Origin of the sequence: Rivularia sp. UHCC 0363 (genome assembly GCF_034931125.1) — a bacterium.
Classification (GTDB): domain Bacteria; phylum Cyanobacteriota; class Cyanobacteriia; order Cyanobacteriales; family Nostocaceae; genus Rivularia.
The window spans coordinates 63,033-83,530 of the sequence record NZ_JAYGHM010000012.1 but is presented as its reverse complement, the minus strand read 5'-3'; the positions used below and the strand labels follow the sequence as shown (position 1 = coordinate 83,530).

At 38.8% G+C, this 20,498-nt stretch carries 20 protein-coding genes and 1 tRNA gene; 9 read left to right on the top strand and 12 right to left on the bottom strand.

Annotated features, from left to right (window positions below; translation table 11 throughout):
- Nucleotides 1–299: 299 nt before the first annotated feature.
- A complete protein-coding gene (gene atpD, locus VB797_RS09485) occupies nucleotides 300–1,748 on the top strand; it encodes a F0F1 ATP synthase subunit beta (protein WP_323237423.1) in 1,449 nt (482 codons plus the stop codon).
- Between the two features lie 317 nt (nucleotides 1,749–2,065).
- Nucleotides 2,066–2,479, top strand: coding sequence for an ATP synthase F1 subunit epsilon (gene atpC / locus VB797_RS09480; RefSeq protein WP_323237422.1), 414 nt, complete (start codon nucleotides 2,066–2,068; stop codon nucleotides 2,477–2,479).
- Between the two features lie 198 nt (nucleotides 2,480–2,677).
- Here atpC and VB797_RS09475 read toward each other — a convergent pair whose 3' ends face one another.
- The 5 genes from VB797_RS09475 to VB797_RS09455 all read right to left on the bottom strand — a co-directional run bounded on the left by VB797_RS09475 (nucleotide 2,678) and on the right by VB797_RS09455 (nucleotide 7,133).
- Entirely contained in the window at nucleotides 2,678–3,640 is a 963-nt protein-coding gene (locus tag VB797_RS09475) for a DUF6272 family protein (protein WP_323237421.1), read from the bottom strand.
- A gap of 67 nt (nucleotides 3,641–3,707) precedes the next feature.
- On the bottom strand, nucleotides 3,708–5,258 hold the full coding sequence (locus VB797_RS09470) for a SpoIIE family protein phosphatase (protein WP_323237420.1): 1,551 nt from the start codon (nucleotides 5,256–5,258) through the stop codon (nucleotides 3,708–3,710).
- 83 nt (nucleotides 5,259–5,341) lie between these two features.
- Nucleotides 5,342–5,683 carry a slr1659 superfamily regulator gene (locus tag VB797_RS09465; protein ID WP_323237419.1) on the bottom strand — a complete coding sequence of 114 codons (342 nt, stop codon included), beginning with the start codon at nucleotides 5,681–5,683 and terminating at the stop codon, nucleotides 5,342–5,344.
- Nucleotides 5,684–5,734: 51 nt separating this feature from the next.
- Entirely contained in the window at nucleotides 5,735–6,370 is a 636-nt protein-coding gene (locus VB797_RS09460) for a DUF6272 family protein (RefSeq protein ID WP_323237418.1), read from the bottom strand.
- Between the two features lie 475 nt (nucleotides 6,371–6,845).
- On the bottom strand, nucleotides 6,846–7,133 hold the full coding sequence (locus VB797_RS09455; RefSeq protein WP_416350852.1) for a 30S ribosomal protein PSRP-3: 288 nt from the start codon (nucleotides 7,131–7,133) through the stop codon (nucleotides 6,846–6,848).
- Nucleotides 7,134–7,408: 275 nt separating this feature from the next.
- Between VB797_RS09455 and VB797_RS09450 the strand changes: the two genes are divergently transcribed.
- Complete coding sequence (locus tag VB797_RS09450) at nucleotides 7,409–8,206, top strand: TIGR01548 family HAD-type hydrolase (protein WP_323237416.1); 798 nt, start codon at nucleotides 7,409–7,411, stop codon at nucleotides 8,204–8,206.
- Nucleotides 8,207–8,310: 104 nt separating this feature from the next.
- Nucleotides 8,311–9,618, top strand: a complete 1,308-nt coding sequence (locus VB797_RS09445) for a phthiocerol/phthiodiolone dimycocerosyl transferase family protein (protein WP_323237415.1) — start codon at nucleotides 8,311–8,313, stop codon at nucleotides 9,616–9,618.
- A gap of 180 nt (nucleotides 9,619–9,798) precedes the next feature.
- Here VB797_RS09445 and VB797_RS09440 read toward each other — a convergent pair whose 3' ends face one another.
- The 3 genes from VB797_RS09440 to ruvB form a co-directional block, all read right to left on the bottom strand.
- Complete coding sequence (locus VB797_RS09440) at nucleotides 9,799–10,479, bottom strand: hypothetical protein (protein WP_323237414.1); 681 nt, start codon at nucleotides 10,477–10,479, stop codon at nucleotides 9,799–9,801.
- 127 nt (nucleotides 10,480–10,606) lie between these two features.
- Nucleotides 10,607–11,416 (bottom strand): tetratricopeptide repeat protein, encoded by an 810-nt coding sequence (locus VB797_RS09435; RefSeq protein WP_323237413.1) that lies wholly within the window; start codon nucleotides 11,414–11,416, stop codon nucleotides 10,607–10,609.
- 231 nt (nucleotides 11,417–11,647) lie between these two features.
- Entirely contained in the window at nucleotides 11,648–12,751 is a 1,104-nt protein-coding gene (gene ruvB / locus VB797_RS09430) for a Holliday junction branch migration DNA helicase RuvB (RefSeq protein WP_323237412.1), read from the bottom strand.
- 170 nt (nucleotides 12,752–12,921) lie between these two features.
- Here ruvB and hisF point away from each other — a divergent pair, with 170 nt between their 5' ends.
- The 3 genes from hisF to VB797_RS09415 all read left to right on the top strand — a co-directional run bounded on the left by hisF (nucleotide 12,922) and on the right by VB797_RS09415 (nucleotide 14,182).
- Nucleotides 12,922–13,695 (top strand): imidazole glycerol phosphate synthase subunit HisF, encoded by a 774-nt coding sequence (gene hisF / locus VB797_RS09425; protein ID WP_323237411.1) that lies wholly within the window; start codon nucleotides 12,922–12,924, stop codon nucleotides 13,693–13,695.
- Nucleotides 13,696–13,795: 100 nt separating this feature from the next.
- Nucleotides 13,796–13,990, top strand: a complete 195-nt coding sequence (locus tag VB797_RS09420; protein WP_323237410.1) for a hypothetical protein — start codon at nucleotides 13,796–13,798, stop codon at nucleotides 13,988–13,990.
- Between the two features lie 119 nt (nucleotides 13,991–14,109).
- Nucleotides 14,110–14,182 (top strand) — tRNA-Ala (locus VB797_RS09415).
- A gap of 663 nt (nucleotides 14,183–14,845) precedes the next feature.
- On the opposite strand, the gene VB797_RS09410 is transcribed toward VB797_RS09415, so the two are convergent.
- The 3 genes from VB797_RS09410 to VB797_RS09400 form a co-directional block, all read right to left on the bottom strand.
- Nucleotides 14,846–15,454 (bottom strand): Uma2 family endonuclease, encoded by a 609-nt coding sequence (locus VB797_RS09410; RefSeq protein WP_323237409.1) that lies wholly within the window; start codon nucleotides 15,452–15,454, stop codon nucleotides 14,846–14,848.
- 75 nt (nucleotides 15,455–15,529) lie between these two features.
- Nucleotides 15,530–15,736 carry a restriction endonuclease subunit S gene (locus VB797_RS09405; protein ID WP_323237456.1) on the bottom strand — a complete coding sequence of 69 codons (207 nt, stop codon included), beginning with the start codon at nucleotides 15,734–15,736 and terminating at the stop codon, nucleotides 15,530–15,532.
- Nucleotides 15,737–15,900: 164 nt separating this feature from the next.
- Nucleotides 15,901–16,698, bottom strand: a complete 798-nt coding sequence (locus VB797_RS09400) for a M15 family metallopeptidase (protein WP_323237408.1) — start codon at nucleotides 16,696–16,698, stop codon at nucleotides 15,901–15,903.
- A 413-nt stretch (nucleotides 16,699–17,111) separates the two neighbouring features.
- Here VB797_RS09400 and VB797_RS09395 point away from each other — a divergent pair, with 413 nt between their 5' ends.
- Complete coding sequence (locus VB797_RS09395) at nucleotides 17,112–18,020, top strand: AEC family transporter (RefSeq protein ID WP_323237407.1); 909 nt, start codon at nucleotides 17,112–17,114, stop codon at nucleotides 18,018–18,020.
- A gap of 243 nt (nucleotides 18,021–18,263) precedes the next feature.
- Here VB797_RS09395 and VB797_RS09390 read toward each other — a convergent pair whose 3' ends face one another.
- Complete coding sequence (locus VB797_RS09390; RefSeq protein WP_323237406.1) at nucleotides 18,264–18,785, bottom strand: phosphoribosyltransferase; 522 nt, start codon at nucleotides 18,783–18,785, stop codon at nucleotides 18,264–18,266.
- 62 nt (nucleotides 18,786–18,847) lie between these two features.
- Between VB797_RS09390 and VB797_RS09385 the strand changes: the two genes are divergently transcribed.
- On the top strand, nucleotides 18,848–20,290 hold the full coding sequence (locus VB797_RS09385; protein WP_323237405.1) for an MFS transporter: 1,443 nt from the start codon (nucleotides 18,848–18,850) through the stop codon (nucleotides 20,288–20,290).
- Nucleotides 20,291–20,498 lie beyond the last annotated feature (208 nt).

The window sequence follows — 20,498 nt, the reverse complement described above, 5'->3', positions numbered from 1 at the left end:
AAATTTACGGAATTCTATTTTAGGAAGTGAATTAAACAGTAAGTGAAATGGCATGACGTATGCTCTCTTTGCAATTTAGTAAAGAGGGCTATTTTCTTTAGGAGTGAGGAGTTAGTTGACAGTTGACAGTTGTTATTCATTTCCCCCCATCCCCTTGTCCCCTCATCTCAAAAAGTTGTTGCTCAATTTTTGGCTAATAATAGTGTCGTTCGGTGCTAATCTTGAAGATGACATGAGTTAATCTTAAAGTCTCTACGTCTGTAAAGAGTAAAAATATAGCTTCGTAATTTAGGCTCAGTATGGTTTCCACCGCAGAAAAAACAAAAACTGGTTACATTACTCAAGTTATCGGTCCAGTTGTAGACGTAAAATTTCCTAACGGAAAAATGCCCGCTATCTACAACGCTTTGATAGTTAAAGGTACTAACGAAGCAGGACAAGAAATGTCCGTTACGTGCGAAGTGCAGCAGTTGCTGGGCGACAATCAGGTGCGGGCTGTTTCCATGACTTCCACCGATGGTTTGGTGCGGGGAATGGAAGCGACAGATACCGGCGCTCCCATCAGCGTACCTGTAGGAAAAGCTACCTTGGGTAGAATTTTTAATGTCCTCGGCGAAACTGTAGACAACAGAGGTCCCGTAGATACTGACGAACGTTCTCCGATTCACCGCGATGCTCCTAAACTTATCGACCTGGAAACCAAGCCTTCCGTATTTGAAACCGGAATTAAGGTTGTTGACTTGTTAACTCCCTACAGACGCGGTGGAAAAATCGGTCTGTTCGGCGGTGCAGGTGTGGGTAAGACCGTTATTATGATGGAGTTGATCAACAACATCGCTACTGAACACGGTGGTGTATCAGTATTTGGTGGAGTAGGGGAACGTACCCGCGAAGGTAATGACCTCTACAACGAAATGATTGAATCCAAAGTTATCAACTCCGATAACTTGAATGAATCAAAAATTGCCTTGGTGTACGGTCAGATGAACGAACCACCCGGTGCAAGAATGCGCGTTGGTTTATCTGCATTGACAATGGCAGAATATTTCCGCGATGTTAACAAGCAGGATGTACTGTTATTTATTGACAATATCTTCCGCTTTATCCAAGCAGGTTCCGAAGTATCGGCGCTGTTGGGAAGAATGCCTTCTGCTGTGGGATATCAGCCCACATTAGGTACTGACGTAGGTACGCTGCAAGAACGAATCACCTCTACCAACGAAGGTTCAATTACCTCGATTCAAGCGGTATACGTACCTGCGGATGACTTCACCGACCCCGCACCAGCAACAACCTTTGCTCACTTAGATGGAACCACAGTATTGTCTCGTGGTTTAGCAGCAAAAGGTATTTACCCCGCTGTTGACCCATTAGGTTCTACTTCTACTATGTTGCAACCCAACATCGTTGGTGAAGAACATTATCAAACAGCCCGTGCGGTACAATCCACACTGCAACGTTACAAAGAACTTCAGGACATTATCGCCATTCTTGGTTTAGATGAATTATCCGAAGATGACCGTCTTACAGTAGTTCGCGCTCGTAAAGTAGAGCGTTTCTTGTCTCAGCCATTCTTCGTTGCAGAAGTATTCACCGGCGCACCTGGTAAATACGTTAAGCTCGAAGACACCATCAAAGGCTTTAAAGCAATTCTTGCTGGCGAACTAGATGACTTACCAGAACAAGCTTTCTACATGGTTGGTAGCATCGACGAAGCCAGAGCAAAAGCAGAAAAAATGAAAGGTTAGTATTAGTTATTAGTTGTTAGTGTCCGCATCTTGCGGACATTGTAGCAACATCTTGTTCGTTATTAGCAATATCTTGTGGAGATTGTCACGAGCGACCAAGATGAATGTCACAAGCGACCAAGATCAATGTTGCGAGCGACCAAGATCAATGTTGCGAGCGACCAAGATCAATTTTGCGAGCGACCAAGATCAATTTTGCGAGCGACCAAGATGGTCGCACTACTGTAACCATCAACGAACAACTATGATTTTGGCTGTTCTTTCAAAGAGAAGACAATCTAAAATCTAAAATCCAAAATCCAAAATCCAAAATCAAAATGACATTAACCGTTCGTGTAATCTCCCCAGATAAAACAGTCTGGGATTCAACGGCTGAAGAAGTCGTTTTACCAAGCACCACCGGACAACTTGGTATCCTTAGCGGACACGCACCACTATTAAGTGCCTTGGATACAGGTGTAATGCGGGTACGTGCCGATAAAAATCAAAATTGGGTAGCGATCGCTCTTTTAGGTGGCTTTGCAGAAGTCGATGAAGATGAAGTCACAATTTTAGTTAACGGTGCCGAAAAGGGTGAATCAATCAACCTTGAAGAAGCCCGTAATGCTTTTAACGAAGCCCAAACTCGTCTCAACCAAGTTGCACAAGGGGACAGACAAGCCCAAATCCAAGCAAATCAAACCTATAAACGCGCCCGCGCTCGCTTTCAAGCCGCTGGTGGTATGGTGTAAATACTTAGTTATTTGGTATTTAAATCAAATAAATCAAAAACTCCTCCTTTGTATTGCCTTGGAGGAGTTTTAATTATGATGAAGGAGAGAAAAAGTCAAGAGTTAGGAGTTAGGAGTTAAGAGTTAGGAGTTAATAATTAAAAACTATCTTCCCATGCCCAATGCCCAATTACCAATTACCAATTACCAATTACCATCTTATTTCAATTCATATTTTAAACTAGGCATCAATCGCTGTAAATTCTTCAATAACTTTGCTTGCCAACTATTAGCGTTAGAACCGATAATCATGATTTGAACTGTCTTTTTCTTGCGCGTAGTAATAATAAACTTTGATAGCATATCGATTCCCGAACTATTGATCAGTTCTAGGTTTTGTAAATCAATAGAAATTAAATTTGCGTTTATTTCTACTACTTTATCAAACAAATCAAAAACAACAGTATATTCTTGCAATCCCCTCAGTCTGACTCTACCAGTGAAGTTGACAAATTTAGTATTACTATCGTAAAAAATATTAAAATTTTCGCCCTTAATTTCTAATTCAGTCGCAGCTTGGTTCGGTTGTTCGGTTTGCTTTACCATCAAACGCACTAAAGTAGTAACGCTCATTAATAAAGGATTTTGTTCTAAAGTTTGAAACTTCCAGCCTAACTTGGCAGAATAGTCATTAATTATGGTTAAAAAACCCAATCCAGAACTTGTATTGTCTTCTAATTCAGCTTCTGCTGTTTTTTCTAGCTGACGGATATAAAACTCATCTGGATCTGAATCAGTTAATTCTTGAATAAATTCTTTTAACTTTTCGGCATTTGCAGGAATAACTGTATTTTCCAGAAAAAATCTGATTTCATTAGCTGCTAATTCTACATGAAAAGTAACAGGATAATGTGTTTGTTCGTTGCAATATTTCATCCCATTTTCAAGCAATTCATTGGCAATATAGCTAGCCGAGCTTTTTATCTCAGCTAAATAATCTGCATTTTCAGATTCATTTTCATCAGCGTTTAATATAGTTGTTAAATAATCAGCAATGTAATCAGCAGATAAACCATTATTACGCCAACGTTCTTGAATTGGTACCGCAGAAGGAGAGAACCCTAAAGTTAAATTTTCTTTTTCTCGCATTGATTCAACGAAATCACCAAATACTTGCACCACCGGGATATATTCCTTTTTTAATAAATTTTGACTGTAATATGACCTATTAACAATTAACTATTAACGGTTAAACACCAATCGGTTCTAAATTTTCAGACTCAAGCTGATTTAAACTAAAACCTGTATCTTTCTGCTTCAAAATTAATAGCGTGATATCATCAAATACCTGTTGTAAACCAATATGCGATCGCACATCTTTAATTACAGCATCTTTAATTCCATTAGCATTAAAGTAACGGTTTTGTTTGACCATTTCACAAAGCCTTTCAATTCCGTAAAAATTTCCGTGAAGATCTTCAGCTTCGGTAATTCCGTCGGTGAAAAGTACTGCAATATCACCAATTTCTAACTGTATTTTCTTTTGAGCAATAAAATCGGCAATTTCGTCATCTAAACCAATTGGAAAACCAAGGTCTGTAGTATCTAACAGTTCAACTTCACCATTACTGCGTACTACTATCACTTCTTCGTGTTGTCCTGTCAGTTTGAGTTCGCCTTCGCTGTAATCAATTAATGATAAAGTCAAATTCTTACCAGAATCCATCCGCTGGATATTTTTGTAAATGGTACGGTTTAATATATCCATAAACCTTACTGGATTGGTTTCTTCAACTTCTTGTAAAGTACGGACGGCTGTTTGCACCATCAACATCAGCATTCCACTTTCTAAACCATGTCCGGTTACATCACCAATACCAATTTTTACACTTCCATTCAAATTGAGAACATCATAATAATCACCACCCACTTCATCAGCAGCTTCCATAAATCCAGCAATATCGAGTCCTTCCACAGATTCCAACTCCGAAGACTTGGGTAGAATCATTTGCTGTAAACGTTTGGTAACATCCAACTCAGACTTCATACGCATATTATCAGCCTGCAACCGTTCGTTGAGTTGAAGAATTTGTGAATTTGCTGTTTGAAGTTCTTGATCCACTCTTTTTAAGCGCTTAAAACTGCGGGACAAGAGAACGAAAAAGTTTCCTAAAACTAAAGCCATTCCTACAAGCTGAATCAGTTGCAAATATCCACTTCTTGTCTGAGAAATTTTTTCTTGTTCAATAGTTAACTGATTCATTAAGTCAAGCAACTTGAGATTATTTGCGCGAGAATAGTCAATAGCAGCTTGTAAGTCTTTAAATTGAATTGCTTTATCTGCTTTTAAAATCGGTTGGATCTTCTCTTTATAAGGGTTCCATAGTGCTAAAGCTTCTTTGAGAATTTGTTTACCTCTCTCAGTTTCTACAGCTTTTAAGTAAACTGGTTCAGTATCAGCATTTTTAACTATTTTTCCTTCTTGGAAAGCATTTAGAGTATTATCAAATAATTGATAAGCTTGATTTAATTCTTCTTGCTCCTGCTTAAAAGAATTGCCTGTTTCCTGTCTATTTTTTACTTCTAATAATGATTTAGACATCTTTTGAGAAAGCATTCTTTGCCTTCCCGCCAAATTAATACTTACTGCATCTTTTTTAAGTAATGTAGAAAAAATATAGTTAGGAATCAACACCCCTAAATCAAAGCATAAAAATAGTACTGCTGATATGAGAAGTGGTCGATATTTTTTTTCACTAAATATACTATGTAAGAAATTATCGTTCTTTTTATCTTGCATATCACATTTATCCTTCTATTTTAAAATAAAAAATTTGTAATTATTATTGGAAGCAGAATCGCTTCCTATTTATATAAAAATAATTATTGTAAATCTAAAGTTAATCCCGGCATCAATCTCTGTAAATTTTTCAGTGATTTGCCTTGCCAAGGAACATTAGTAGAACCAATAATTTTCATTTGTATGGATTTTTTTCGCATCCCAATTACAAATTTTGACAGCATACTAATTCCCGAACTATTGAGAAATTCCAAGCCCTGTAAATTAATTACCATATTTGGCGGTTCTGTAGAAGCTATTTCATTTAGTAGCTGTAAAATTGGTGCGTAATCTTGCATTCCGGTAAGTCTTAATGCACCATTAAAACTAACCGCACCATTATTTTTATCGTACCAAACGTTATAATTTTCACCCTTAACTTGCATTTCTAGTAAGCTCCTTATCTCCATATTAGTAGATTAAATATTCTAAACACTTTAAACAGCTAACTCAACCATAGTAGTTACAGTCATCACTGGCGATTTTTTCTCGACAGTATCAAACTTCCATCCAATTTTGGCCGAATAATCATTAATCATTGTCAAAAAACCTAACCCAGAACTAGAAGTATTTTCAGATAAAGCATTTTCTTCTAATTTACGAATAAAAAGCTCCTCCGGGTCAGACTCAAGTAATTCTTTAATAAAAATCTGAAAATTTTCTATTTGTGAAGCAAGAATACTATTATCAACAAACAATCTAATTTTATTATTATCCAATTGAATATGTAATGTAATCGGATAAAAGGCAGTTGTGTCAGAATATTTCATCGAATTTTCTAACAGTTCATTAGCAATATAGCTAATAGCACTTTTCATCTCCGCTAACTTCTCTATGCTGCCGGGTTCATCTGCTTTTGGTGGAAAAAATGTCGCTAAATAATTAGCAATGTAATCTGCTGATAAACCATTATTACGCCAACGTTTCTTTATGGGAATAAGAGACGGCGAAAATCCTAAAGTTAAATGCTCATCTTGTTGCGGTCTTTCCACAAAATCACCGAAAATCTGAGCTTTTTCTAAGTTATCCTTAGCGAATAAATTTTCTAAAAAGTTTCCAAATATCTGAATCACGGTTATCCTATCCCCGCTGACCTATCTTTGCTAAAAAATTGTGTACAGTGCTTCTATATGATATTTTTACAGAGCAAGCTATACACTTAAATAGTTGTTTTCTAATAATGCGTACTTGTTCGATACGATTTAAACAAAGTAATTCATACTAAATTACAATTACTTATTTATCTAATATCTGTTAACCATATTGCAACGATATTATACTTTATGCTTCAGTAATAGCACTCAAAAAAAACCATTCTACGTAAAAAACGGCTATTAGTCATTGAAACGCTTGAATTCAGACTATTCTAAGACTTTTGCTTGCTAAGTATTTTTTCTTACTTTACGCTATTGAAAAACCCGGTCTTTTCAAACGAAAAACCGGGTTTTTTAATTTTTACTTTGGTACAGCTTGCTGTCGTCTTATATTTTCATTACGATACCAAAGGTTAAAGTACGAATTTTAACCAAGATCCAGATTACTAGTTCCTTAATTACTACCTGTAAAAATAACTTCAGGAAATTTACCTTGAGCTTCTGACATCGGACGTTTTCTACCTTCTTCTTGCCAGTAATTAATAACTTCTGTTGCTTTGTTAAGTATCTCGACTCGCTCCACTTCATCAATCCAGTGTTTCGACTCTAACTCATTTTTCAACTCTTCCCACGCATCAGTCCGAGGCCAGAAAAAGTACTTTGTCAAAGGGCTAAAACCTTTACCTACCACCTGATCGACCGCTAGAGCGACGTTATCATCTAACCACAAAATCTTCAAAATAAACTTGGCTAACTCCTCTTGAGTTGGAGTTGAAGTTAGAGTTGGTGTTGGAGTTGCTGTTGGTGTTGGTGTTGGAATTGGATTTTCCATATATTTAAGTAACCATTAATAACAAGTAGCAATCGCCTATTTTAACTTATTACTTCACCACCTGAGCAATTGCATTTGGGAGATGGGGGGGATGGAGAAGAAATATTGATTCCTTCGTAGCTGGTAACTGGTCGCTGATTATTGTTAACTGATAATTGATAACTGATAACTGATAATTGATAACTATGAATCAACATTCTATTCCTGCGATTATTATTTTTGATATTGATGGTGTCGTGCGTGATGTGTCGGGTTCCTATCGACGAGCGCTAGCAGATACTGTAGAGCATTTTACAGCACAAGGATATCGTCCTACAGCAGATGATATTGACCTGCTTAAGTCCGAAGGTGTGTGGAATAATGATTGGGAAGGTTCTCAAGAGTTAATTTATCGTTACTTTGAAACTCTAGAACAATCTCGCGAGCAAATAAATATTGATTATGAATCGATTGTGGCTTTTTTTCAATCCCGTTATCGAGGTGCTGACCCGAATAATTTGACGGGATACATTCGCGACGAACCATTATTATTACAACCGAGCTACTTAAATCAACTTACCGAAGCTGGGATTCGCTGGGGATTTTTTAGCGGTGCAACTCGCGCTTCAGCGACCTATGTTTTGCAACAACGTCTGGGTTTACAATCTCCCGTATTAATTGCAATGGAAGATGCACCAGGAAAACCAGACCCCACAGGACTATTTTCGACACTGGAATTACTTGAACATGACATTGATAATGGGAATAATTTCCCAGCAGTCATTTACGTGGGAGATACGGTTGCGGATATGTACACTGTAGAGAAAGCGAGGAGTAATAAACCAAATCGTACTTGGATTGGTGTAGGAGTATTACCTCCTCACGTTCAGAAAACATCACAAAAGCGAGATGATTACGCTGAATCCCTTAAAAAAGCCGGAGCAAGAATAGTTTTAAGTAACGTCCAAGAATTAACTCCAGAAAAAATTCAGGAGTCAATTTAGCAGTTAATAGTTAGGAGATTTTAGATTTTGGATTTTAGATTTTGAATTGAAAGTTAGGAATTAAAAATTCTTTCTTCCCCATCACCTTGTCTCCCCATCTACCCATGTTAAAAAACAGACAACTTGCTGCCCACGAGCAAGCAATGGAAATTTTAAATAATCTTGCGGCTTCGTTTCATATTGTGACGATTAGCCGCATTAAAGGAATTGTTGGTGAAGAATTGCTCAGACAAGCGCTTGATGTTACTCAAAGTCGTCATCCTTTACTTAATTCTCGGATTGTCGCAAAATCAAATAGTTTTTGGTTTGAAACAGGAGCCGAGAAAATCCCATTATCAGTTGTGCAGAAGCAACAAATAGAGCAGTGGGAAGAAGTTGTTATCGAAGAATTAAATCAAAAAATCGATAGCGATCGCAATCTGCTACGAGTCACGCTGATTAATTTTGAGGAAGACGAAAATACTTGTTATCTGCTCACAACCATACATCACGCGATCGCAGATGCTTCATCATCCATCCAATTACACTCGGAAATATTAACTAATTGTCAAAATATTGCGGAAGGGAAAATAGAAACTAATGTTAATCGGTTAACTCAATTACCTTCTATTGACAAATTAATACCAAAATCAATTCAGGGTTTTACAGGACAAATAGGTAATATTGTTTATTTATTGAACTTGAAAATACAGTTATTGCGTTATCAACCTATAACTTTAATTTTTGAAAAAAACATACCTTTAGAATCTCGTAGCTGCGGAATGGTGCATAGAAAGCTAGATCCAGAATTAACTACACGCTTGCTAGACGTTTGTCGGCAACAAAAAACTACAGTACAAGCTGCTTTGGGTGCTGCAATGTTGTTTGCAGTTGCTAAAAAAACTAATACTTCCCAAATAAAAAATAATTATTTCAGCTTTCGCTCATCTGTGAGTTTACGCTTGCGTTTAAAACCACAATTAAATAACGAGGATCTAGGTGCAATAGCTTCTGCTATTCTTTCTTTTCATAATTTCCAAATAAACGATAATTTCTGGGATTTAGCACGAGATATCAAACAAAAATTAGAAAAAGGTTTAGCAAGCGGCAGTGCATTCAGACAAATGTTGATGTTTAAAACGATTATGACATCTTTTCTCAAAAGTCCTTATCAATCGGCTGTAAGTGCTGCTTTAACTAATATTGGTCGGATTAATATACCGCATAATTACGGTCAATTTGAATTAGAAGAAATTAGCTTTGTTACAGCACAATCAGCATTTGGAGGTGTTTTTGCTGCTGCTGTTTCTACTTTTCGCGGGAAAATGTTGTTGAATTTTATGTTTTCTCAACCTTCAATTAGTAAAGAAACAGTGCAAATTTTGGCTTCGGATATGATTTCTATTCTTACCGATAATTTGGTGCAAGTTTAAGTTTAAATAAACCTGAGTTCTATAAAAATAATTCAATTGTCAGAAGTCGGGTTTTTAGAAAATTTGTAAGGGTGTTACAGATACTCCCATTTCAAAGCCCGACTTCTCAACCCAATTTAGTCAACGCTTTTAAGGTTTTTGAGAGGTCGTTTTTTCGCGTCGAACTCTTCAAAAATAAAATTAATTATTATAGATACTTACAGTTTCAATCAACTGCTTGCTTCTAGGAATTGTAGATTTTTTAGTCGAAACTACTTTTTGAGCGCGAGACTTTTCGACTATTTGTTGTCCGGTTAGATAGTTCTGACTAATCAAAGTTGAATCACCATTCACACGATCAAAATCAAGAGTATCTTTACCAATTAATACTAATCTCTGAGAAGATTTATCTATCCAAAAACGGTATACAGTATTACGTGCCGATCGAGAACCACTTAACTGAGATATTGTAATAACTCCCGATTTAATTTCAATATTTGTGCCTGCTCCATCTGGACTACTGAGAACACCTGCACAGGATGAGCATAGTAATAATTTATTCGCAACTGCTAGACGTTGTAAATTTCCATTTGCCTGCTTGATTAAAACTACTACTGCACGGCTACGTTCAAATTCTGTTCCTGCTTCAATTAAGGTTAATACCGTATCTGGTTTCCCATCGCGATTGATATCTCCTTCCACTTTATCCTGAATTTTCCAACCTTTAGGAACAAAATTTTGAACTGTTTTTCCTTGAACTGGTACTAAATTTGGATTTAGCGATCGCACTGATTGAGCATTTGTAATTCCTGCGAACATCGAAGACACTGTAGTGGACATTACAATTCCACTGGTGAATAATCCGATACTTTTCCAGTTCATAGAAAATTTTATCCTTAATTACGTATTTATTTTATTTATACATAATCATCATAAATAAATACGTAACAAATGTAATTTTTAGTAGGATTTAAGTTGTAGTTGTCTCAAAAATATAATACAAGTAAAATCACTGCAACTTCAAAAACTTTTCCAAAGCAGCTACCATACTATCGGGCCAGCGTCGCACGTTTTTCACCCAATCAATATCTTTATAACGACGGTCTAATCCATAAGCTGCAACCCAATTACTTTCAGCTTCACCTTTTTCTCCTGCTACCCAAAGTGCAGCCGTAAGTGCAGCCCGTACATCGGGAAACTGAGGATATTTACGGATAATATTTTTCATCTCCCGAATAGCTTGATCTTTTTGATCCGTTTCATAAAGCGCAAGAACGTAATTAGCCCGAGCAAAAGCGAAATTTGGAGCAATTTCAGTTGATTTACGATAGTCTGCGATCGCTTCATCCCATTTTCCTAAACCAGCTTCGGCATTTCCCCGGTTATTGTAAGCCATTGCATCGTTGGGGTCTAATTCCAAAACGTGATTATAATCTGCGATCGCTTCATCCCATCTTCCTAAACCTTCTAAAGCGGTTCCTCTATTTAAATAAGGATCTGTGACATTAGGTGCAAGCTCTACCGATTTATTAAAATCTGCTAATGCTTGCTCTAATTTATTTTGACTAACTCTAGAGTTTCCCCGATTGCTTAAAGCTGCTGCATTATCGGGGAATGCTTCAATAATTTTCGTCCAATATTTTTCAGCGGTAGCAAAATCACCTTTGTTGGTAGCATCAAAAGCCTGATTTGCGAACTCATCCTGTTGGTTTAATTGGTCTTGTGTCAGGTTAAGAGGCTGAGTTGTTAAAGCAGCAACGGGTTCAACCCAGCTAAATATTAGAAGTAAACTTAATAAGATTGCAATTAGTTTGGTCATAGTAATTTCAATTGATATAGAAAGGACGGACTCGAAGCCCATCCCACAAAAATGTAAGTAGATAGGGAAAATTTATCAATAATACTTAACTCCGAACACGGATTAAATGGATGACACTGATGACACTGATTAATAACTTTTAACTCCTAACTTTTAACTCCTAACTCCTAACTCCTAACTTTTAACTCCTAACTCCTAACTTTTAACTCCTAACTCCTAACTCTTTTTATGTTAGGAAAGCAAAGATAATTGTTCGTTTGGTGGCTTAAAACCTAAATGCTTGTAAGCCGCAGGTGTTGCTACCCTACCACGATGAGTCCGCTGTAAGTAACCAATTTGCATTAAATATGGTTCGTATACTTCTTCAATAGTTTGGGTGTCTTCACCTGTCGCAGCGGCAATTGTGTCTAATCCCACAGGACCACCATTGAATTGTTCGACGATGGTGCTTAACATTGTGCGATCGGTCCAATCTAAGCCGCAGGGGTCTACCTGGAATAATTGCAGAGCTTCGGCTGCTACGCTTTCGTCGATCTTGCCAGTTGTTTTGACCTCAGCATAATCGCGGACGCGCTTGAGTAATCTATTGGCAATACGCGGCGTTCCTCGCGCTCTACGGGCGATTTCTAAGGCTCCATCTTTGGTTACATCAGTCTTCAGTAATTGAGCAGTTCGCAGGACAATTTGGCTGAGTTCTTCAACTTCATAAAATTTTAGTTTTTGAATTAAACCAAAGCGATCGCGCAGGGGAGAACTCAAGGCTCCGACGCGGGTTGTTGCTCCAACTAAGGTATATTTCGCTAGGGGAATGCTGCGAGTACGAGCGCTAGAACCTCTACCTACAGTAATATCCAAACGATAATCTTCCATCGCCGGATATAAGATTTCTTCGGTCATCCGGGACAAGCGATGAATTTCGTCAATAAAGATAATGTCTCCAGGTTTAAGATTGATTAGCAGTCCCATAATGTCTCGGGGACGTTCCAAAGCAGGGGCGCTGGTAATTTTGTAATTTACCCCCATTTCGGATGCTAAAATCATTGCCATTGTAGTTTTACCTAGCCCCGGAGGACCGTAAAGCAGCAGGTGATCTAGTACTTCACCTCTGGATTTGGCTGCTTTGATTGCAATTTCAAGTACATCTTTTAAATCTTTTTGCCCAATATAATCGGCAAACCGCTGTGGACGAATACCCTCTTCTTTATTATCAGTCTCATCTACGGCCGCTTGGGGTTGCAAAAGATTTTCATCGCTGGGTTCTTTAACAACTTCCTTTCGCTGACGCGGTTCTTTGTTTGGTTCTTGGGGCTGTTTTTTAGAGGAGATAATCGCCATAATCCGCTTATAGATAGTTTTTTGATTGTTTCAATTGGAGCAATGAGTCAGAATTTATCGCCGCAGTAAATGCGAGAAAGCACGGATGCCAAAATTTTTTTTGTCGAGTAAGCAAGTCAGTTCTAAAATTTATATTTCGGGTAAATACGATGGGAGTGCTTTCATAAATCATGCTAGCTAAGAGAATTTTACCGTGCTTAGATGTCAAGGCGGGACGAGTTGTCAAAGGAGTTAACTTTGTAGACCTCAAGGACGCTGGCGACCCAGTAGAATTAGCAAAGGTTTACGATGAAGCTGGTGCAGATGAGATCGTGTTTCTGGATATTACAGCTACTCATGAAGACCGAGGCATCATTCTTGACGTGGTTTACCGTACTGCCGAACAGGTATTTATTCCGCTAACCGTAGGTGGTGGAATCCAAACCTTAGAAAATGTTAAAGAACTGTTACGAGCTGGAGCAGATAAGGTTAGTATTAATTCTACTGCGGTACGAAACCCAGATTTCATTAATCGAGCCAGCGAACGTTTTGGTAATCAGTGTATAGTTGTGGCGATCGACGCTAAGCGAAGGTTAGATACAGATAATTTTGGTTGGGATGTTTATATTCGCGGCGGACGAGAAAATACTGGTTTAGATGCCCTTCATTGGGCGCAAGAACTTGAAAAACGAGGTGCAGGAGAACTGTTAGTAACAAGTATGGATGCTGATGGTACTCAAGCTGGTTATGACATTGAATTAACTAAGTCAATTGCCAACTCTGTAAATATTCCGGTAATCGCCTCTGGTGGTGCGGGAAATTGCGAACATATATATACCGCAGTTACCGAGGGACAAGCTGAAGCAGCATTGTTAGCGTCGCTTTTGCATTACGGACAGCTTAGTGTAGCGCAAATCAAGAATTACTTAAATGAGCGAAAAATTCCCATCCGAAACTCGCTTTAAAAAGTAAAATCTTCGCTTCTTCAACATCTAAATTAGTTCAACACAGTTCTTAGAAACGATGTTAATATAAGTTAACAATAATTAATATAACTTAAGAAAAATGTTGATACCTATTTTAGTTCTTGATGTAGCGTTAGTAGCTTGGTCTTTACACTTAATGGAAAAGGCTTTTGAAGACAAAGAATTTTCGTTGATGCTAGCTGGTATGTTAGTTGCTCTAGCAGCCGCCGCGATGATGGTAGTTTACTTTCTCATGGGACACTGTATGAGCTACTTGCTACAAGCTTCATCATAATTTTTTTGTTATTTTATGGTTATGATTAATTTCATTGTTATACTTCTTAGTTAAACATCTTCAAATTTATATATTGACAAATTGTAGGTTATTCAGGCATCATGAAAGATGCATTTTGCGGGGTTATAGCTCAGTTGGTAGAGCGCCTCAATGGCATTGAGGAAGTCAGCGGTTCGAATCCGCTTAGCTCCATTTTTACAATTAACAATGAGTAGTTATCAATGTGACTTTACTCATAACTTTGCCGCAACGGCAAGCTTATGCTTCCAATAGAATGTGGCAAACTTATTGTTCCGATTTTTGGATAGTTTTTAACCTGTATTTCGTGTTTCACTTTGTAGTATAAAGCAATATAAAAAATATGGTTAGCTTGGTGATTTTTTACTTACAAATACTTTACTTTTGCAAATTTTGTGCTTGCCAAGTTATCTATACTCCATAATCATTGCGTATTAGATAGTGAAGTGCAGAATGTGGGTTGTTAGTGTTTGAACAAGCAGTTGGCAAGGATTTGCAGTTATTGGGCGATTTAGGGAGAATCATGAAATCGTTGAAGATTGCCTCAAAAACAAATCAAAGTCAACCTTATCATTTGATAAAGTTGATTCTCTTCACCCCATGCGTCTTTACGGATGGTGTCTAGGGTAATGTTTTTCCCTTCCCAAATTCCGACTAGGGCGAAAAAGTCTTGATCTTGTTGGGGAGGTGTTTCGGGTTGTTGGCGATCGGCTTGAAATTCAAGGAATTATACAAATTCGATCACTTTTTTTTGTTGTTCGAGGGGGAGTTGTTGGATTTTTTGAATGGCTATTTCTAGGGTTAGCATATTGGGCAATAATGAGTAATGCTTTGATTCTATTCCCCATTCCCTGGTTCAAGGGTTAAACCGCGATAGACTTGTTCAATGGGGAAATTAAGGTTAATGCTTTTGAGTTCGATTGTGTCGCCTACTTTGTAGTTGATAATCAACCAGTCGCCTGCGTCGTTTTTGTGATACAGGTCGATTTCGATGCTGGTGGAACTGACTAGTAGGTAATCAATTAAGGCTGGGTTTTGGCGGTACATTCTGAATTTGCCACCGCGATCATAGGCTTCCGTAGTTTTTGAGAGAACTTCAACGATTAAGCAGGGGTAGGTAATATATTGGGTTGTGGTTTTATCGCGATCGTCGCAGGTGACGCTGACATCTGGATATGTGTAGTTATTTGTGCCAACAATGTTAATTCGCAGGTCTGAAGTTGCGGTGTCGCAGCCACTCCCTTCTAAATGACTAGTAAACAATGTGATGAATTTGGCAGCAAGTAAGCTATGGTTTTTGCTACCACCGCTCATGGCATAAGCTTGACCGCCGCCCATAGCATAAACTTGACCGTCGATCAGTTCGTGTTTTTCTAGTTGCTGTTCTTCCCAAGTGAAATATTCTTCGGGGGTTAGGGTGGGGAAATTTTCTTTGGCTGCGATCATGGTTCGTTACCTCCTATGGTTTGCAGTTGCTTGGGGTCAGTTTGGCTCTGGATTAGTTGATTTAATTTTAACAATCTACACAAACAGTTTTTGCGGTAAGCCTTTTTTGAATTGTTCGGTTTGGTCGATTTGACGGGAGAGGGTTTCGATTTTGCGATCAATCGCGGTTAGGAAGTTGGCTATTTTTTCTTGTTCTTTCTCATGGGGAAATTTAAATGGGAACGTAGAAATAAAGTCCCAATCAGATCTAGGCATTTTAGAACCTAAAGTGACATTAGATATTTTAAAAAATATATCTGATTGAACTAGATATAATTAGGAATCACGTTCTCCGGGTAGTTACAAGGCTCTAGCCAGCGCAGGCGGGCTTCGTAATTGTAGCCCCAGCCTTCTAGGCTGAGGGCGGTTGCTCAGGCATTATATTCGCCAGATAATTTTCCCTAAGACTATGGTGTGGGAACTGGCTTAATATCCTTAGCTTTATAAAAAGTCTCCAAACTATCGCGATCGCCAACAAATCTCCAGTGCCAAGGTTCGTAACTCACGCCTTGTATATTATCTTTAGGGAATGACAATTCAAAACTGTAACGTGCTGCGTTGGCTTGCAACCATTTAAAGGCTTGGGTGTTTTCAAAATTTGTACTCAGATTCGTTGCTGGGACCGCACCATCACCGATATCTACAGCGTAACCCGTGTGATGTTCGCTGTGTCCGGGAGGAGCGCTAACTGATGCTCTTTGGGCTGGTGTTTGATTGCGTGTAGCACCTACTTGAAAAAATAACTGTTCCTGTTCTTTGATGGAGCGAAACCCTGAAATTGGCACTAATCTAATACCCGAAGCACGGGCATCTTTGACCATCTGCTCAAATTTTTTAGCCGCAGATTCTCGCAGTCTTACCCGCCCGTTGGCATTAATTGCTACAATTTGCTTTGCTGAAGCTTCTTGGTATTTTAGATGACCCAAAATAGATTCTTTGTTAGAATTAGTATTTTGTGTATCGGGAGAAACCGAACTAGTAGGTTCCGGCTGCTTAGCAGTATTTTTCGGTGCAGCAGCGTAAAAGATCAAACCACTGATTGCAGCAAGCACAACAACACTCGTTACTCCGGCGATCGCTAAAAACCAGGGGCGTAAACCTAATTTGGGTGCCGCATCAGGAGTATCGCGCAAAGCTTGGGGAATATCTTCGCCAATTTCTGAGGGGGTTGAGTTTTGTACTTCTTCGGAAAACTCATTATTCAAGGCTCAACTCCTGATGAATGTTCACTAATCATTAAAGATTGTAGACTGTAGAGAAAGAAACCTGTTAGATTACAGGTTACATATGCAGTTTCCGATTTTGTCTTGATAAACCTCTTGGCTTCAATCGTAAGAAGCCTTACACTTTCCTCAAGTCGGGAAACTCGCCCACGAAAGTGTGCTTATAAATTACCTTCACTAAGTGAGCCGTTAGGCTAACCCGATTTTTAGTAAAATCAAAATGTAGGTGTAACCCAATTAAATGTAGAAATGCAGCCTACATATTAACAGAAAATTAATAAAAACCCGGTGCGGAGGGGCATCCCGTATCGCGAATAAAGCTCGGTCAATGTTCGATGGAATACCAGGAGTCACCGAGAAGCCTATACTGTAGGCAGTAGCATCAGTGTAGGAGTATGTCACAACTATACCTTAAGCTGTTTGGATTGGTTTTAATCGGATTTATCCTGGGACGCAGGCTCCCTTCAACGGTTCCAAATCGCTTAGGTCAGTTTCTCTTTTGGATCGGAGTACCTATAGGAATTGTTGCTTTTTTGCGCCAAGCCGACTTATCAGGAACAGTTTGGGTTGCACCCGTAATTGCTTACGCAGCCATTTTCCTAGGAGCCTTTTTTGCTTGGTTGGGAATAAAATGCCAAGCTTATTTTACAAATACAGTTCCTCAGTTGCCGACTCAGGGAAGTTTTATTTTATCGGCAATGGTAGGAAATACGGGTTTTCTTGGTTATCCCATAGCACTGTCAATATATGGGACTGAGTATTTTGCCTGGGCAATATTTTACGATTTATTGGGTTCGTTGTTCGGTACTTGGGGTTTGGGTGTGGCTCTTGCAGCCCGTTTTGGTGGTAGCGCTACCAATTTTTGGCAAAACACTAAAGCAATCTTAATCAATCCGGCTTTATGGAGTTTCGGATTCGGCTTGCTGTTTCGTCAAGTGAAAATTCCCCTCTTTGCAGAATTTTATTTAGAAAAACTCGCTTGGAGTGGGGTAATTTTATCTTTACTTTTGATGGGAATGCGACTGAGCAAGTTAAAATCTTGGCACAATGTACCCCAAGCAGGAGTTAGCGTCGCCATAAAAATGCTGCTAGTACCCCTCATCTTAGGCAGTACCTTACCACTTTTAGGTATAACAGGTACTCCAGCAAAAATAATTTTACTGCAAATGGCAATGCCTCCCGCCTTCTCCACTTTAATAATTGCTGAAGCCTTCAATCTCGACAGTGATTTAGCAGTAACAACAATTGCTCTAGGAACCGTATTATTACTCATCACCCTGCCGATGTGGCTCTGGCTATTTTAGATTTTAGATTTTAGATTTTGGATTACAAAAACGGGAAGACGCTTCCGCGTCAGTGGATTTTGGATTTAGAATAGGGTATCAAGCATTGGGAGAAATTTATACAGCTAACTCTTAAATCTTCACTCCTAAATCTTCTAATCCATTCGCGTAGCGTGTCCGCAGCACAAATCCAAAAAACGCATCAGTTGTTAAAATCCCATAACTGCTAAATCTTTTAATCCAAAATCCAAAATCCAAAATCCCTTAACTCCTCACTCCTAACTTTTGTTCGGCAAGTTCGGCTGGATTAATCGATTCATAATGTTCAAATGGTTGATGAATCCAAGGGTTATCAGATAGGTAATCTGTATAGTAATTAGGAGCGATTACCGAGCAAGCTTTATACCAAATAACGGCAGTACGAATTTCTTCAATAGGGGTCTGAATATTTTTCTTTAACCAAGGAATAGTTTCTTCGAGCGTAACTCCTGAATCTACCAAGTCATCAACCAAAAGGATTCGCGAGCCTAATGTTTCTGTAGTCATTGTTAAATGATGAGAAAAGGTTAATTGCCCCCTTTCTTGCTTGCCCGCACCGCTGTAAGATGATGTTGCTAATATTGCTAGCGGTTGCTGGTATATACGGGATATAATATCCCCTACTCGCAGTCCACCTCTAGCAAGGCAAACTATTTGGTTGAATTCCCAGCCGGATTGATAGATTTGAGCAGCTAGTTGTTCAATTTTGTGGTGATAATCTGACCACGAGATATAAAGGTCTGGCATAAGGGAGGTATAAAAATAATAGTAGATGCCAAACTCTTTATTGTAATACGAGTGTGGGTATTATGAACGATTCTGCTGCTGATGGTTATCCCCAAGTCGGTAAAGATAAAAAACTCAACTTAAAAACTAAGCTAGCTTACGGTGCGGGAGATTTGGGTCCGGCTATTACTGCAAATATTTCCGTATTCTATTTGCTGTTTTTCTTTACAAATGTAGCCGGTATTCCAGCAGGTTTAGCTGGCAGTATCTTGATGGTAGGTAAAATTTGGGATGCGGTTAATGACCCAATAGTAGGAGTTTTAACAGATCGAACTAAATCGGGTCGTTGGGGTCGTCGTCTTCCTTGGCTATTGTATGGTGCAATTCCTTTTGGGATTTTCTTCTTTTTGCAGTGGATTGTCCCAACTACCAACGTTTGGGGATTATTTTGGTATTACGTGATTATTGGAGTAATATCTCAAGTATTTTATACGGTGGTCAATTTGCCTTATACGGCAATGACTCCAGAATTAACTCAAGATTACGACGAAAGAACCAGTCTTAATAGTATCCGCTTCGCTTTTTCCATCGGCGGTAGTATCGTTTCATTATTACTAGCACAACTAATATTTTCGCCAACATTTTCGGAAATTTTTAACCGTCAACAGCAGTATTTAGTTTTAGCAGCGGTTTGTGCGGTAATTTCAGTTTTAGGATTATTTTGGTGCGTTTGGGGAACTCGCGATCGCGTTTTGGCTTTTGAAGCGAAACGTATCCAAAGTGAGGAAAGCGAATCGCTTCCCATTGCAGAACAAATAAAAATTGTTTTTAGTAACAAACCTTTTCTATTCGTCATTGGGATATATCTTTTTTCCTGGTTGGGGGTACAAATAACCGCTAGCGTTATCCCTTACTTTGTGATTTATTGCATGAAGTTAAACGAATCAGATGTACCCGCAGTCATGATCGGGGTACAGGGAACCGCTTTATTAATGTTATTTGTCTGGGGTGCATTAAGTAAACGAGTTGGCAAAAAAGCCGTTTACTTTATGGGAATGTTTTTATGGATGATCGCAGCTACGGGATTATTCTTCTTACAGCCTGGTCAAATTGGTTTAATGTATTTTTTAGCAGTAATGGCAGGTTCTGGGGTATCTGTGGCTTATTTAGTTCCTTGGTCAATGATGCCTGATGTAATTGAACTAGATGAATTACAAACCGGGCAACGTCGCGAAGGAGTATTTTATGGTTTCATGGTACTACTGCAAAAATTTGGTTTAGCTCTTGGTTTGTTTTTAGTCGGAATAGCCTTGCAAACTTCCGGCTTCTTAGCAAATATCCCCGGACAAACTCAATTACCCATCCAGCCAGAATCCGCACTTTCAGCTATCCGTATCGCTGTCGGTCCCGTTCCCATAGTATGTTTAATTTGCGGATTATTTTTAACCTATTTTTATCCCATAACCCGCGAAATGCACGCGGAAATGTTACTCAAACTTGAAGAAAGACGGAATAAAAGGAGTTAGAAGTTAATAGTTAGGAGTTAGGAGTTAGGAGTTAAGAGTAGTGCGAGCATCTTGCTCGCTGTTTAACTACCCCATCCCCTCATCCCCTCATCTCCCCATCCCCTCATCTCCCCATCCCCTCATCTCCCCATCCCCTCATCTCCCCATCCCCTCATCTCCCCATCTCCTCATCTCCCCATCCCCTCATCTCCCCATCTCCTCATCTCCC

What these genes read in the sequence shown, in the direction of transcription:
- VB797_RS09445 (WP_323237415.1), top strand. Translation starts at nt 8,311, where the DNA reads ATGTTAAAAAACAGACAACTTGCTGCCCACGAGCAAGCAATGGAAATT.
- VB797_RS09465 (WP_323237419.1), bottom strand. Translation starts at nt 5,683, where the DNA reads ATGCAAGTTAAGGGTGAAAATTATAACGTTTGGTACGATAAAAATAAT.
- atpD (WP_323237423.1), top strand. Translation starts at nt 300, where the DNA reads ATGGTTTCCACCGCAGAAAAAACAAAAACTGGTTACATTACTCAAGTT.
- VB797_RS09435 (WP_323237413.1), bottom strand. Translation starts at nt 11,416, where the DNA reads ATGACCAAACTAATTGCAATCTTATTAAGTTTACTTCTAATATTTAGC.
- VB797_RS09385 (WP_323237405.1), top strand. Translation starts at nt 18,848, where the DNA reads ATGAACGATTCTGCTGCTGATGGTTATCCCCAAGTCGGTAAAGATAAA.
- VB797_RS09420 (WP_323237410.1), top strand. Translation starts at nt 13,796, where the DNA reads ATGTTGATACCTATTTTAGTTCTTGATGTAGCGTTAGTAGCTTGGTCT.
- hisF (WP_323237411.1), top strand. Translation starts at nt 12,922, where the DNA reads ATGCTAGCTAAGAGAATTTTACCGTGCTTAGATGTCAAGGCGGGACGA.
- VB797_RS09410 (WP_323237409.1), bottom strand. Translation starts at nt 15,454, where the DNA reads ATGATCGCAGCCAAAGAAAATTTCCCCACCCTAACCCCCGAAGAATAT.
- VB797_RS09395 (WP_323237407.1), top strand. Translation starts at nt 17,112, where the DNA reads ATGTCACAACTATACCTTAAGCTGTTTGGATTGGTTTTAATCGGATTT.
- ruvB (WP_323237412.1), bottom strand. Translation starts at nt 12,751, where the DNA reads ATGGCGATTATCTCCTCTAAAAAACAGCCCCAAGAACCAAACAAAGAA.
- VB797_RS09390 (WP_323237406.1), bottom strand. Translation starts at nt 18,785, where the DNA reads ATGCCAGACCTTTATATCTCGTGGTCAGATTATCACCACAAAATTGAA.
- VB797_RS09440 (WP_323237414.1), bottom strand. Translation starts at nt 10,479, where the DNA reads ATGAACTGGAAAAGTATCGGATTATTCACCAGTGGAATTGTAATGTCC.
- VB797_RS09470 (WP_323237420.1), bottom strand. Translation starts at nt 5,258, where the DNA reads ATGCAAGATAAAAAGAACGATAATTTCTTACATAGTATATTTAGTGAA.
- VB797_RS09450 (WP_323237416.1), top strand. Translation starts at nt 7,409, where the DNA reads ATGAATCAACATTCTATTCCTGCGATTATTATTTTTGATATTGATGGT.
- atpC (WP_323237422.1), top strand. Translation starts at nt 2,066, where the DNA reads ATGACATTAACCGTTCGTGTAATCTCCCCAGATAAAACAGTCTGGGAT.